The sequence below is a fragment of the Streptomyces sp. NPDC056222 genome (genome assembly GCF_042264065.1).
Classification (GTDB): domain Bacteria; phylum Actinomycetota; class Actinomycetes; order Streptomycetales; family Streptomycetaceae; genus Streptomyces.
Genome location: NZ_JBHJTL010000010.1, coordinates 23,635 through 37,665, shown reverse-complemented (window position 1 = coordinate 37,665; position 14,031 = coordinate 23,635). Strand labels below are relative to the sequence as shown.

Here is a 14,031-nt window from a genome sequence, read left to right as displayed (position 1 = left end):
TCGACGAACGAATCTAACGGACCGTCAGAAAGTGCGGGAAGGGGCCGGGCGTGGGGAACTTCTTGGCAGGCAAGGTCGTCGCCGTCACGGGTGCGGGGCGGGGGATCGGGCGCGCGGTCGCCCTCGCGTGCGCGGCGGAGGGGGCGAAGGTCGTCGTCAACGACTACGGCGTCTCCATCGAGGGCGGGGAGCCGACGTCGGAGGTCGCGCTGTCGGTGGTGAAGGAGATCGAGGCGGCGGGGGGTTCGGCGGTCGCGGTCGCCGACGACATCTCGACGATGGCGGGCGGTCAGCGGATCGTGGACGTGGCGCTGGCGGAGTACGGGCGGATCGACGGCGTCGTGTGCGTGGCGGGGATCCTGCGCGAGCGGATGCTCTTCAACATGTCCGAGGAGGAGTGGGACCCGGTCGTCGCGACCCACCTGAAGGGGACGTTCACGGTCTTCCGGGCGGCGTCGGCGGTGATGCGCAAGCAGGGCGGGGGGACGCTGATCGGCTTCACGAGCGGCAACCACCAGGGATCCGTGGCGCAGGCGAACTACTCGGCGGCGAAGGGCGGGATCATCTCGCTGGTGCGGTCGGCGGCGCTGGGCCTGCACAAGTACGGGGTGACGGCGAACGCGGTGGCGCCGGTGGCGCGGACGCGGATGTCGGCGAACGTGCCGATGGAGCTGAAGGAGATCGGGGAGCCGGAGGACGTGGCGGCGCTGGTCGTCTACCTCCTGTCGGAGCGGGCGCGGGCGGAGAAGATCACGGGCCAGGTGTACACGATCGCGGGCCCCAAGATCGCGGTCTGGGCGCAGCCGAGGGAGCTGCGGGCGGGGTACGCGGAGGGGGGCGCGTGGACGCCGGAACGGATCGCGGACTTCCTGCCGGGGACGGTGGGGGTGGACCCGATGCCGCTGCTGGCGCGGCTGGAGGAGATGGCGCGAGCGGCGGCGGAGGGCTCCCGCCCGAACGGGTAGCCGGGGTGCGGGCGCCCGCCGGCGGGGCAGTCACCTCGCGCCGCCTTGTGGGGGCGATGGCCCACGATGCCACCCTCGTGTGGGCGCTCGCGTCCCGCTGCCCCACCCACCCCACCCTCGTGTGGGCGTTCGGGTCCCGCTGCCCCACCCACCCCACCCTCGTGTGGGCGTTCGGGTCCCGCCGCCCCACACGCCCCACCCTCGTGTGGGCAATCGTCCCGCTGGGCGGGACGGGTGGGCACACGGGACGGCGCCCTTGCGGGCGCGTCCGCTCCGACCCACCCCCGCACCACGACGCACCTGCACGGTCCAGGGCCCTGGGCCTCGGGGCACAAGGGGCACAGGCGCCTGCAAGGGCGCCGTTCCGTTGTGCCCACCCTCCCCCAGACTCCGTCCGGGGGGACCCCCAGCCCCAGCGGAACAGTTGCCCACAACGGTGGTGGGGGTGGGGCACCGCCCCCACCGAACGAACGCATGCCCACAACTAGTCCGACGAAGGAGTACGTCCATGCGCGGTGTCGTTTTCGATGGCAAGCACGTCCAGGTCGTCGACGACCTGGTGGTTCGGGATCCCGGGCCCGGTGAGGTTCTCGTCGGCGTCCGTGCCGCCGGCCTCTGTCACAGTGATCTGTCCGTCGTCGACGGCACGATCCCCTTCCCCGCCCCCGTCGTCCTCGGCCACGAAGGCGCCGGCGTCGTCGAGGCCGTGGGCCCCGGCGTCACGCATGTCGCCGAAGGCGACCACGTCGCCCTCTCCACGCTCGCCAACTGCGGCGCCTGCGCCGACTGCGACCGTGGTCGGCCCACCATGTGCCGCAAGGCCATAGGGATGCCCAAGCAGCCCTTCTCCCGCGCCGGCACCCCGCTCTTCCAGTTCGCCTCCAACTCCTCCTTCGCCGAGCGGACCGTCGTCAAGGCCGTCCAGGCCGTGAAGATTCCCGAGGACATCCCGCTCACCTCCGCCGCTCTCATGGGCTGTGGCGTCCTCACCGGCGTCGGCGCCGTGCTCAACCGCGCCAAGGTCGACCGCGGCGAGACCGTCGTCGTCATCGGCACCGGCGGCATCGGCCTCAACGTCCTCCAGGGCGCCCGGATCGCCGGCGCCACGACGATCGTCGCCGTCGACACCAACCCGGCCAAGGAGCAGACCGCCCTGCTCTTCGGCGCCACCCACTTCCTGACCTCGACCGACGGCGTACGGGACATCCTTCCCACCGGCGCCGACCACGTCTTCGAATGCGTCGGCCACACCGGCCTCGTCCGCACCGCGATCGACCTCCTCGACCGGCACGGCCAGGCGATCCTCCTCGGCATGACCGCGCCCACCGCCGAGGCGAGCTTCCTGCCCGCCGCGATGTTCCTGGACAAGTCGATCCTCGGCTGCCGCTACGGCTCCTCCCGCCCGCAGAAGGACATCGCCCTCTACGCCGAGCTGTACCGCCAGGGCCGCCTCCTCCTCGACGAACTCGTCACCGAGACCTATCCGGTGGAGGACTTCACCAAGGCCGCCGAGGACGCCGAGCATGGGCGCGTCGCGCGGGGGGTGCTCACCTTCTAGCTCCGCCCGGGCCCGCCGGCCTCAGCCCACCGCGCCCGCGCGGAACGTGCGCCGGTACGTCGTCGGGGTCACGCCGATCGCCGCCTGGAGGTGGGACCGCAGCGACTGGGGCGTGCCGAAGCCCGCGTCCCTCGCCACCTGGTCGACCGGCAGGTCCGTGGACTCCAGGAGGTGGCGGGCGCGTTCCACCCGCTGCTGGGTGAGCCACTGGCCGGGGCTGATGCCGACCTCCTCACGGAAGCGGCGGGTGAACGTCCGTACGCTCATCGACTCCCGTACCGCCAGGTCCCGCAGCTGGATCGGCTCGTGCAGATGGGCCAGCGCCCAGGCGCGCGCCGACGTCGTGGTCGCCGTGCCCGCCTCCGGAAGGGGGCGGGCGATGTACTGGGCCTGCCCACCGTCCCGGTGCGGCGGTACGACGGTCCTGCGGGCGACCTCGTTGGCGACGGCGCTCCCGTGGTCGCGGCGCACGATGTGCAGGCACAGGTCGAGCCCGGCGGCCACGCCCGCCGAGGTCAGCACGTCCCCGTCGTCGACGAACAGCACGTCCGCGTCGACCCGTACGTTCGGGAACAGCCGCTGGAAGTGCTCGGCCGACGCCCAGTGCGTGGTGGCCGGACGCCCGTCGAGGTAGCCGGCGGCGGCGAGCACGTACCCGCCGGTGCAGATGGACACCAGCCGGGTCCCGGGCCGGATGTGCGCTAGGGCGGCCGCCAGCTCGTCGGTCAGCCTGCCCTCCTCGTAGACGGGGCCGAGTTCGTACGAGGCGGGGACGACGACCGTGTCCGCCGTCGCGAGCGCCTCCGGGCCGTGCTCCACCTGCACGGCGAAGTCCGCGTCCGTCCGGACCGGACCGGCCTCCTGGGCGCAGGTCACGATCTCGTACAGCGGCCGGCCCTCGGCGTCCTTGGCGCGGCCGAAGATCCGGTGGGGAATGCCCAGCTCGAAGGGGAGGAGGCCGGGCAGGGCGAGGACGGCGATGCGGTGCGGCACGAGAAAGTCCTTTGTGGTCCAGACCACTTGGTGCTAGAAGTCGGATCCGTGACGACGGACAAGCAGGCGGACGGACGAGCGGACAGGCAAGCGGACGGACGGGCGGAGCAGTACCCGTACAAGTCCGAGGACCGGCAGCGCATTCCCGGGCCTGTCGGGGCTCCGGCCCTGTGGAACCGTAACTTCCGGCTCTTCTTCGTGGCCCGGGCCGCCGCCGTCTTCGGCGAGGGCATGGTGCCCGTCGCCCTCGCCGCCGGTCTGCTCGGTGCCGGACACTCCGGCTCCTCCGTCGGCTACGCGCTGGGCGCCTGGATCGGGCCCTTCGCCCTGTTCGTCGTCGTCGGCGGGGTCCTCGCGGACCGGTTCACCGCCCGCCGGATGATGATCATCGCCGATCTGGTGCGGCTGCCGGGCGCGGCCGTCCTCGCCGTCTCCTTCGGCGTCGGCAGCCCGCCCCTCTGGGCGGTGTACGCGCTCAGTGCCGTCAGCGGCATCGGCGCCGCGCTCTTCCAGCCGGGCGTCGCGTCCACGATCCCGCGTATCGCCCCCGACGTGCAGCGCGCCAACGCCGTCCTGCGGGTCGTCGAGTCGCTGATGACGATGGCGGGTCCGGCCGCCGCCGGAGTCCTGGTCGCGCTCACCGGCGGCGCGGGCGCCGCCTTCGGCCTCAACGGCGCGACCTTCGCCGTCAGCGCGGTCTGCCTCACCCTGATGCGGATTCCGGCAGCCCCGTTCGACTCGGTGCGGCGGGGCTCGCTGCGGGCCGAGATGGTCGTCGGCTGGCGGGAGTTCACGGCGCGGACCTGGCTGTGGGGCGTGATCGCGATCTGGACGGTCTACGGATTCACGGTCGCGGGGCCGATGGTGCCGCTGACCGCGACCCTGGTGACCGGGGACCACGGCTCGGCGACGTACGGCGTGCTGATGGCCGTCGCCGGAGCGGGCAACGCGGCGGGCGGGCTCCTGGCCCTGCGGCTGCGGCCCCGCCGCCCGCTCGCGGCGGGCGCGGTCGCCCTGCTCGGCCTCCCGGTCAACCTTGTCCTGCTCGGCTCGGGAGCGCCCGTCGCGCTGCTCGGGGCGGGGCAGTTCCTGGGTGGAGCGGCCTTCGCGTTCTGGCTGGTGATGTGGTCGACGTCGGTCCAGACGCATGTGCCGCAGGACGCGTTGAACCGCATGCACGCGTACGAGGTGGCCGGCTCGCTCCTGATGATGGCGGCCGGCCGGGCGCTGGCGGGTCCGGTGGCGGAGGCCGTCGGCACGGAGGAGGTCCTGCTGGCGGGTGCCGGGATCGCGGTGCTGGTGGTGGTGGCGCTCCTCGTGGTCCGGCCGATCAGGACGCTGCCGCGGGCGTAGTCCCTGGAGGCGGGCTCGGAGCGGACGGTGGCCCGATCCTTGTGAAAGCTGTCATCCGGGCCAGTGGTGGGCGTGGTCCCCGATCACGATGCTGTCTGACGTGACCCAGACAACCGAGACCCCCGCACCCGTCGGCAGGCGCTCCACTCGTACTCCCCGTGTCCACCGCGCCTGGTTCGTCGCGGCGGTCACCTTCGTCACGATCATCGGCGCCGCGGGCTTCGCCTCGCTGCCCGGCCTGTTGATCGAGCCGCTGCACGGCGAGTTCGACTGGTCGCGCGGCACGATCGGCTTCGCGGTGTCGGTGAACCTCGCGCTGTACGGCCTGACGGCGCCGTTCGCCGCGGCCCTGATGGACCGTTTCGGCATCCGCAGGGTCGTCGCGGTCGCCCTCACCGTGATCGCGCTCGGGTCCCTGCTGACCGTGTGGATGACGGCGTCCTGGCAGCTCGTCCTCTACTGGGGGATTCTCGTCGGCCTCGGCAGCGGCACGATGGCGCTGGCATTCGCGGCGACGGTGACGAACCGGTGGTTCGTCGCCCGCCGCGGTCTTGTGACCGGAATCCTCACGGCGGCCGGCGCCTCGGGCCAGCTGGTCTTCCTGCCCCTGCTGTCCTGGCTGGTCGAGAACCACGGCTGGCGCCCGGGTTCGGTGACCGTCGCCCTCTCCGCGCTCGTGATCGTCCCCTTCGTCTGGCTGCTGTTGCGCGACCACCCCGCCGACGTGGGCCTCGCACCGTACGGCGGTACGTTCGCGCCGAAGCCCGCCCCCGTCACCGGCGCGGCCCGCCGGGCCGTGACCGTCCTCCTCGAGGCGGCCCGGACCGGCCCGTTCTGGCTCCTCGCCGGCACCTTCGCCATCTGCGGCGCCTCGACGAACGGACTGGTCAGGACCCACTTCGTGCCCGCCGCCCACGACCACGGGATGCCGATCACCGCGGCGGCCTCGCTACTCGCCGTCATCGGGGTCTTCGACGTCGTCGGCACGATCGCGTCCGGCTGGTTCACGGACCGCTTCGAGGCGCGGCGCCTGCTCGCCGTGTACTACGCGCTGCGCGGGATCTCACTGCTCTTCCTGCCCATGCTCCTGGCGCCGTCCGTGCACCCGCCGATGGTCTTCTTCATCGTCTTCTACGGCCTGGACTGGGTGGCCACGGTCCCGCCGACGATCGCCCTGTGCCGCGAGCACTACGGCGAGGACAGCGCCATCGTCTTCGGCTGGGTCCTCGCCTCCCACCAGGTGGGCGCGGCCGTGGTCGCCTTCGCGGGCGGCGCGGCGCGGGACGTCTTCGGCTCGTACAACGTGGTCTGGTACGCCTCGGGCGCCCTGTGCGCGGCGGCGGCGCTGATGGCCCTGGTGATCCGCCGCCGGGAGGGCGCGGGCGTCAAGGAGCCGGCGGCCGCCTGACCGTACGCCTACTCCTACTGCTCCGGCCGTTCCCGCTCTAGCCGGTGAACCGGCCGAAGCGTCCCCGGTGGAAGAGCAGCGGCTCGTCGTCCGTGTCCAGGGTGCCCAGTGCCTCGACCCGGCCCACCACGATGAGATGGTCCCCGCCCGTGTGGACCGTGGCGATCGTGCAGTCGACCCAGGCAGGGGCCCCGGCGAGGCGCGGGGAGCCCGTCACCGGGGCGCCGTCGTACCCCACGCCCGCGAACTTGTCGGCCCCGCTCTTCGCGAACCCCCGGCACAACTCCCCCTGGTCCGCGCCCAGGATGTTGACGCAGAAGACGCCCGCGTGGGCGATACGGGGCCAGGTGGTCGACGTACGGGCGACCATGAAGGCCACCAGTGGCGGGTCCAGGGACAGCGAGGCGAAGGACTGGCAGGCGAAGCCGGCCGGTCCTTCGGGGCCGGGGGCGGTCACCACGGTGACGCCGCTCGCGAAGTGCCCGAGCACCCGGCGGAACTCGGCCGGGTCGACGGGCAGCCGCTCGTCCTCCCGTACCGCGCGGAGCCGGGGCCTGGGGAGTGGTTCGACGGCCGTGGGCGATCCGGCCGACCTGAGGTATCGGACGGCGGTGGCCGCCATCCCTGCGTGTCCCATCACACCGTCCATTGAAGCTGACGATCCGTCAGATAGGAACCCTTGGCCCCACCCAGGACTTTGCCCGAGGCCCGACCCGGCTCGGCTCGACCCGGCCCCGGTCCAGGACCCCGCACACGGAAGAACCCCGGGACCGGCCGTTCAGGCCCGTCCCGGGGTCCCCCGAGGATGCGGCGTCGGACTAGGCGGCGACGCCCGCCGTCGACCTGGTCCAGGCGACACCCGAGTCGTGACCGGTCCGGTGCGCGACGACCCGGACGGCGATCTTCATCCCGCGCTGCGCCTTCGTCAGCGTCAGCGTGGCCCGCGTCGCCCCGGAGATCGGCCGCCCGTTGGCGTACCACTGATACGTGTACGACGTCGGCGCCGGCGTCCACACACCCCGGTTCAGCGTCAGGGTGCGGCCGACCTTGACCGTGCCGGTGATGGACGGCGCCGTCGTCGTCCTGGGCGCGAACCCCTTCGCGACGGTGTACGCCGCCGTCGTGGCCGACGCGCTCAGGTGCCCGGTGCGGTGCGCCGTCACGGTCACCGAGAGCTTCTTCCCGACGATGGACGCGGGGGAGAAGTAACTCGCCCCGGTCGCCCCCGGGATGGCGACGCCGTTCGCCCGCCACTGGTACGTGAACGAGGTCGGCGCGGGCGACCAGGTGCCCAGTACCGCCGTGGTCTTCACGCCGACACGGATGCCGCCGGACATGGACGGTGCCTGCACCGCCTTCGGCGCGACACCCTTGGCGACGGCGACGGCCGCGCTCGAAGCCGTCACGGCCGGGTGCCCGGCCTTGTGGGCGGTCACCGCCACCGACAGCCTCTTGCCGAGCAGCGAGGCCGGCGCGGTGTACGAGGACGCCGTGGCGCCCGCGATCGCGACCCCGTCCGCCTTCCACTCGTACGTGTAGGAGTCCGGCGTCACCGACCAGGAGCCGTTGCCGGCCGTCACCGCCGCGCCGACCGCCACCGTGCCGGCGAGGGCCGGGGCGGCGGTGGACCGGTTAGGGGCGAGGACGTCGAACGAACCCTTGGAGTACTGCGTGCCGTTGACCGTGTGCACGCTCATGGACAGGGAACCGACCGGCGCGCCGGTCAGGTCCAGGGTGGCCGTCAGGCTCCTGCGGTCGGGCGCCACGGTCACGGTCGTCGACCGCACGGAGAAGCCGTTGCCGGAGAGCCCGACCTGGTCCTTCTCGTGCAGGGCGGTACCGGTCAGCGTGACCGTCACCTTGGCGCCGGAGACACCCGTCGCGGGTGTCACGGTCCCGATCGACTTCTCCTCCAGACCGCAGATGCCCCGGCAGACGCCGTCCACCCGGAGGTCCGCCTGCGACGCCTTCTCGGGCAGCCCGATGACGAGCGTGGCGGGGCCGGCCACACGGGGGTAGGCGTTCGCGAGCGCGCACTCCCAGCGGTGGCCCGCGCTGGAGATGAACCCCATGCAGCCGTTCCTGCGGGTCGCGTGGTCGTACAGCCAGGGGGTGACCGTCTGCTCGAAGGTCGTCGTGGGCGTGATCTTCAGGTCGAACCGGTCGCCGGAGGCGGTCGGAAGGACGGCGCACACCGCGGTCTTCTGCTCGGTCAGGGCGCCCGTCAGCGGCCCGAAGCCGTAGCTGACGTTCGGGACCTTGACGCACTCGGGCGCGGGCCCGGCGGCCGTGCCGATGCGCAGGGCGTCCAGACGGTACGAGTCGGCGGCGGCCTTGCCCTCCGGGACCATCACGAGGGCCTGGTAGCGGGTGGAGCCGGTGGCCGCGCAACCGGCCGCGAAGAAGTCGCAGACGGCCGTGCCGTCCGCGCCGTACACGACGGCTCGCGCCGTGCCCAGCGCGTCCCGGACGTTCAGGTGCAGGGTGTCCTCGGAGTCGGCCGTGGTCACCTGATGGCACAGGAAGGTGCCCGGGGCGAACGGAGTGCCCCCGGTCGACGGGCCGCCGACCGGTGCGGCCGGCGTCGCCACGCAGCCGCGCGCGGCGGCGGTGACGTCGCGTCGGGTCAGGGCGTACTCGGCGGGCACGTCCCGGCCCTGGAAGAGCACGGTGTGCGCGAGCCCGGGAGTGAGCGAGCAGGTGGTCCACGTGCCGTAGTACGACCGGACCGTGCAGACCTGCTTGCCGGTGGCATCGAGGACGCTGACCTCGGCGGACGAGGTGCCGGAGACCGCCTGGATCTGGAGGTTCTCCTGCGCGGAGTGGTTATCCGCCGGGATGGTGAGGCAGTCGGCGAAGACGCCGTCGCCCGTCTTCACACTCATCCGGGCGGGGGAGGCGGTGAAGTCGCCGGCCACGAACGTCCGGCAGGCGCCGGCCACGTCCGTGCGGTGGACGACGAGGTGGTAGTCACCGGTCGCCGGCACCGTCTCCTCGTTGGAGACGAGCGCGCGGTACGGGGCGGTGCCGGCCGGCGCGCAGGTGCCCTCGCGGAGGGAGGTGTCGTCGCAGAACGCGGCGCCGGTGGCATCGACGATCGTGACCTTCGGGTCCGGGGCGCCGGACTTGTGCGAGGTCAGTACGCCGATGTGGGCGCCCTGCGGCACCGGCAGGTTCAGGCAGTCGACCTCACCGGCAGCGCCGAACGAGCCGGTGAAGGTCTGCGCGAGCGGGACGTCCGACGTGCAGCCGCTGGACGAGGAACGGTCCAGGACGAGGACGGATCCGGCCGTGAGCAGGGTGTGGGCGGTGCCCGCGGTCAGCGTGCAGGCCGATCCCGCCGCGCAGGCCGTCGTGCCGTCGGCCGCGTACACCTTGAGCGCGGTGTGCTCGCCGGACTCCGAGACGCCGTGGACGTCGTACCGGCCGGTCGTGGCCGGCGTGAACGTCTTGCACTCGGTCTGCGGGGAGACCTGGGTGGGCGCGGTGCCGTAGGCGTTGACGGGCACGGAGGCGCAGCCCGCCGGAGTGGACAGCCGGCGGATCTTCAGGCTGTACGCGGCGGGGAAACCGTTCTCGACGTCGCGGACCTCGGCGAGCACCCGGTAGCCGCCGTTGCCGGCGGGCAGGACGCAGCCGTCGCTGTTGTCCTCGTTGTAGCGGGGGCAGATGCGCCGGCCGCTGTCGTCGGTGATCCAGTGGATGGCCTGGCCGTACTTCTCGAGCCGGAAGTCGCTGGTGATCCGGTCACCGGCGTTCGCGGCGAAGCCGCGGCAGACGATCCCGAGCCGGCTGACGGCCTCGCCGGTCAGCGGTGCGGTGTCGTACCCGGTGCTGCCGGCGTCGGTGCAGTTCGTGGACGGCAGCAGCGGGACGACGGCGGCCTGCGCCTCGCCGGGCTCCCAGCCGGAGTTGTGGACGCTCAGCGTGTACGTGCCGGCGGTCAGGTCGCACCAGCCCGCGCCGTAGAACGGGTCGTAGCAGTCGACCTGCGTCTCGCCCTGGGAGACCTGGGCGTACGCCTGCTGGTGGATGCCGCCGCCGAGGAGCACACGGTGCGTGCCGGGCTTCTCGACGGTGAAGGTGAAGCAGGCCGACTCGTTGGCGGCGATCGTGGCGCGGCCGACGGCGTCACCGGGGTCGCCCAGCGGGGCGAGCGCGAGCGCCGGGCAGGCGGCCTCGTCGGTGGTGCCGTTCTCGGTGGCGGCGCTCGCGGTGGCGCCGGTTGCGGCTTCGGCGTCGGCGGTGGCGCCGGCCGAGGCGGGCGCGTCCGTGGCGTCACCGGTGGCCGGAGAGTCCGTGGCCGGAGAGCCGGTGGCCGGAGCGTCGGTGGCGGCGACGGTGGCCGGGAGCGTCTGTGGTGTCGCAGCGACCGCGACCCCGCCGAGCCCGATGGGCAGCAGGGGCGCGAGCAGGGCGGTCAGCAGAGTCAGGACGAGCAGGATCGGTGCCATCGGCACCGTGGATCTCTCACGCGTACGCGCGAAGTCGGGCATTCCGTTCCCCCCGGAGCGGTCTTGTCATATGCCCGACACACGATACGGTCCGCAGCCGACGCCCGGCGCCACATATTCCGGGGGCTCGAGAGGGCGGCTCTAGCGCCCCTCGTACCGGGGCGTGCGCCGCTCCACGAAGCTCGCCACCCCCTCGTTCGCGTCCCGCGTCGTCATGTTGATCTCCTGCGCCGCCGCCTCCGCCGCGAACGCGCCGGCCCGGTCGGTGTCCAGGGACGCGTTCACCAGCTGCTTGGTGAGCGCGAGCGCCCGCGTCGGGCCCTGGGCCAGCCGCTCGGCCCACTCCCGCGCGGTCTTCTCCAACTCCTCCGCCGGGACCACCCGGTTCACCAGACCCAGCTCCCGGGCGTCGTGAGCCGTCACCGCGTCGCCGAAGAACATCAGCTCCTTCGCGCGCTGCGGGCCGATGAGCCGGGGCAGCAGATACGCCCCGCCCCCGTCCGGTACCAGCCCGCGCCGTACGAACACCTCGATGAACTTCGCCGGCTCCGCCGCGAGCACGAGGTCGCAGGCGAACGCCAGATGCGCCCCGATCCCGGCCGCCGTCCCGTTCACCGCCGCGATCACCGGCTTCTCGCAGTCCAGTACGGCCCCGATGAGGCGCTGCGCCCCGAGCCTGATGGTCCGCGCCACGTCCCCCGGGACTCGCCCCCGGCCTCCGGCCGGGGGGACCCCCATCTCGCTTCCCTCGCCCGACGACGGGGCGCCCCTCAGGTCCGCCCCGGCGCAGAAGCCCCGCCCGGTCGCCGTCAGTACCACGGCCCGTACGTCCGGGTCGGCCGAGGCGTCCCCGAGGAGCGCGATGATCCGCTCACGCTGGTCCCAGGTGACGGCGTTCATCGCCTCGGGCCGGTTGAGCGTGATCCACGAGACGCCGTTCTCGACGGAGTGCAGAACGTCTTCCACCAGGGCTCCTATCGGCAGACCGCGAGGGCGTCGAGCGCCACCGCGCCCTGCCCCCTCGGCAGCACCATCAGCGGGTTGATGTCCAGTTCGGCGAGGTCGCCGTCGAGCTCCAGGGCCATCCGCTGCACCCGCAGCACGACCTCCACCAGCGCGTCCACGTCCGCCGGCGGAGCCCCCCGTACGCCCTTCAGCAGCGCCTGCCCGCGCAGTTCGCCGAGCATCTCGCGCGCCTGGTCCTCGCCGAACGGCGGCACGCGCACGGCCGCGTCGTTGAGGACCTCGACCAGGACGCCCCCCAGGCCCACCGTGACCGTCGGCCCGAAGAGCGGGTCGCGGGTCACGCCCACCACCATCTCGACCCCGCGCCCCACCATCTGGCAGACGAGGATCCCGTCGAGGTCGACGCCCTCGTAGCGGGCGATGTCGGTGAGCTCGCGGTACGCGTCCCGCACCTGGCTCGCCGAGGTCAGCCCGACCTTCACCAGACCCAGCTCCGTCTTGTGCGCCAGTTGCGCGCCGGACGCCTTCATCACCACCGGGTAGCCGACGAGTCCGGCCGCCCGGACGGCCGCCGCGGCGCTCGTCACCAACTGCTCGCGCGGCACCCGGATCCCGTACGCCCGCAGCAGCTGCTTCGCCGCGTGCTCGCTGAGCTGCCGGCCGGGCCGCATCAGGGCCTGCGCCTTGCGGAAGGAGGGGGAGGGGGTGCGGGGGGCCTCGTCGAAGGGGGAGCGGTAGGCGGTGGTGAAGCGGTGGTGGTCGAGGTAGGCCTTCACGGCGCCGATGCAGTTGGAGAACGTACGGAAGGTGGCGACGCGCGACGATCCGAGCAGGGTCTCGCGGTAGGCGGCCTCGGTACCGACCGGCGAACCCCACACCACGCACACCAGCTTGTCGGTGGCCTCGGCCGCCTCCACCAGGTCCTGCGCCAGCTTGTCGCTCATCGGCGGGAAGGGGCCCGTGATGGGGCATATCAGAACCCCGACGGAAGGGTCGGCGAGGATCGCGTCGATGATCTTCCGGCCGCGCCAGTCGCCCACCGGATGCCCGCCGTTGTCGACCGGGTTGGCGACGTTCAGATACGGCGGTATCCACTGGTGCAGCTCGTCCTGCTTGGTCTGCGGCAGCGTCGGCAGGCGCAGGCCTGCGGCCGTGGCGAGGTCGGAGAAGTGCGCGCCGGTGCCGCCGGAGATCGAGTAGACGACGACACCGTCGGCGACCGGCTTGCGGGCCCGCGCCAACAGGGCGGAGGTGTCCTGGAGTTCGTCCAGCCCGTCGACCCGGATGACCCCGAACTGCCGCATCGCCGCGTCGACGACCTGGTCCGCGCCGGTGAGCTTGCCGGTGTGCGAGGCGGCCATCCGTGCCCCGGTCTCGGTCCGCCCGACCTTCACCGCGACGACGGGCACGCCCTGGCGGGCGGCGCGGTCGGCGGCGAGGAGGAAGGAGCGGCCGTCCTTGAGCCCCTCGACGTAACAGGCGATGGCCCCGACCTCGGGCCGGGTCGCGAAGTACGAGATGAAGTCGGCGGTCTCCAGGTCGGCCTCGTTGCCGGTGGGCGCCCAGTGGGAGAGCCGTACCCCCAGCTCCTGGAGGGTGTGCACGGGCCGCCCCTGGTGGCCCGACTGCGTGATGAGCGCGATCGCCGGCCCGTCGAGGTCGTCGCGGAAGCGCTCGAAGGCGTTGAGGTTGGTGTTCGGGCCGAGCAGGCGGATCCCGGAGCGTCGTACGGCGTCGGTGAGACGTTCCTGCGCGGCGGCGCCCTCGTCGCCGGTCTCGGCGAAGCCGGAGGCGAAGGCGACGGCGAACCTCACCTTGGCCTCGCCCAGTTCCTCGATGACGGGCAGCGGGTCGGCGACGAGCAGGACGGCGAGGTCGACGGGCTCGGCGAGTGCGCCGACCGAGGGCACGCAGTCGATCCCGAAGACGCTCGTACGGGTGGGGTGCACGGGCACGAGCCGGGCGCCGACCCGCTCGGCCCAGGCGATGAGCTGCCGTGTGATGCCGGTGTTGGGCCGCCCCTCGGCGTCGGACGCCCCGACGACGGCGACGGACCCGGGCCGGAAGAACCGGTCGAGGTCGGGTACGGGGGCGTGCAGCGGCCGTCCGCTGACGTCCCGGTCGCCGTCCACGGCGGTGACACCGTGCACGGCGATGCCGGGCGCCCCGGAATGCTCCCCGCAGGCGACCACGCGGGCGCGGAGGTCGGTGGTGAAGGTGCCGTGAGTCGATCCAAGCATCGTTCCGCCCACTCTCCCGCTCGTCGTTCTGCCGCAGCGCGTCACCTGACACTCAGTCAGATTACAGAACTGACGCTCAGTCAGGAATGACTGC

General features: G+C 72.9%; 9 protein-coding genes. 4 read left to right on the top strand and 5 right to left on the bottom strand.

From position 1 onward, the window contains the following. Positions 1-50 precede the first annotated feature (50 nt). A complete protein-coding gene (locus tag ACFC0D_RS07430; protein WP_329117409.1) occupies positions 51-965 on the top strand; it encodes an SDR family NAD(P)-dependent oxidoreductase in 915 nt (304 codons plus the stop codon). 508 nt (positions 966-1,473) lie between these two features. After that, on the top strand, positions 1,474-2,523 hold the full coding sequence (locus tag ACFC0D_RS07425) for a Zn-dependent alcohol dehydrogenase (RefSeq protein WP_376432046.1): 1,050 nt from the start codon (positions 1,474-1,476) through the stop codon (positions 2,521-2,523). Positions 2,524-2,544: 21 nt separating this feature from the next. On the opposite strand, the gene ACFC0D_RS07420 is transcribed toward ACFC0D_RS07425, so the two are convergent. After that, positions 2,545-3,516 (bottom strand): GlxA family transcriptional regulator, encoded by a 972-nt coding sequence (locus ACFC0D_RS07420; protein WP_376432044.1) that lies wholly within the window; start codon positions 3,514-3,516, stop codon positions 2,545-2,547. Between the two features lie 141 nt (positions 3,517-3,657). On the opposite strand from ACFC0D_RS07420, the gene ACFC0D_RS07415 reads away from it, so the two are divergent. After that, positions 3,658-4,869 carry an MFS transporter gene (locus tag ACFC0D_RS07415; protein ID WP_376432222.1) on the top strand — a complete coding sequence of 404 codons (1,212 nt, stop codon included), beginning with the start codon at positions 3,658-3,660 and terminating at the stop codon, positions 4,867-4,869. Positions 4,870-4,957: 88 nt separating this feature from the next. After that, on the top strand, positions 4,958-6,277 hold the full coding sequence (locus tag ACFC0D_RS07410; RefSeq protein ID WP_376432041.1) for an MFS transporter: 1,320 nt from the start codon (positions 4,958-4,960) through the stop codon (positions 6,275-6,277). Between the two features lie 37 nt (positions 6,278-6,314). Here the strand turns inward: ACFC0D_RS07410 and ACFC0D_RS07405 are convergent, their stop codons facing one another. From ACFC0D_RS07405 to ACFC0D_RS07390, 4 genes are all read right to left on the bottom strand, one after another. Next, on the bottom strand, positions 6,315-6,914 hold the full coding sequence (locus ACFC0D_RS07405; RefSeq protein WP_376432039.1) for a flavin reductase family protein: 600 nt from the start codon (positions 6,912-6,914) through the stop codon (positions 6,315-6,317). A gap of 181 nt (positions 6,915-7,095) precedes the next feature. Continuing rightward, on the bottom strand, positions 7,096-10,773 hold the full coding sequence (locus tag ACFC0D_RS07400; protein WP_376432037.1) for a hypothetical protein: 3,678 nt from the start codon (positions 10,771-10,773) through the stop codon (positions 7,096-7,098). Between the two features lie 99 nt (positions 10,774-10,872). Next, positions 10,873-11,715 carry an enoyl-CoA hydratase/isomerase family protein gene (locus ACFC0D_RS07395; protein ID WP_376432220.1) on the bottom strand — a complete coding sequence of 281 codons (843 nt, stop codon included), beginning with the start codon at positions 11,713-11,715 and terminating at the stop codon, positions 10,873-10,875. Next, positions 11,706-13,937 (bottom strand): acetate--CoA ligase family protein, encoded by a 2,232-nt coding sequence (locus ACFC0D_RS07390; RefSeq protein WP_376432035.1) that lies wholly within the window; start codon positions 13,935-13,937, stop codon positions 11,706-11,708. Before ACFC0D_RS07390 ends, ACFC0D_RS07395 begins: the two co-directional genes overlap by 10 nt. Between the last annotated feature and the right edge of the window lie 94 nt (positions 13,938-14,031).

Bases quoted from the DNA above. Each gene is read 5' to 3' on its own strand.
- ACFC0D_RS07405 (WP_376432039.1), bottom strand. From the start codon at position 6,914: ATGGGACACGCAGGGATGGCGGCCACCGCCGTCCGATACCTCAGGTCG.
- ACFC0D_RS07390 (WP_376432035.1), bottom strand. From the start codon at position 13,937: ATGCTTGGATCGACTCACGGCACCTTCACCACCGACCTCCGCGCCCGC.
- ACFC0D_RS07400 (WP_376432037.1), bottom strand. From the start codon at position 10,773: ATGCCCGACTTCGCGCGTACGCGTGAGAGATCCACGGTGCCGATGGCA.
- ACFC0D_RS07425 (WP_376432046.1), top strand. From the start codon at position 1,474: ATGCGCGGTGTCGTTTTCGATGGCAAGCACGTCCAGGTCGTCGACGAC.
- ACFC0D_RS07410 (WP_376432041.1), top strand. From the start codon at position 4,958: ATGCTGTCTGACGTGACCCAGACAACCGAGACCCCCGCACCCGTCGGC.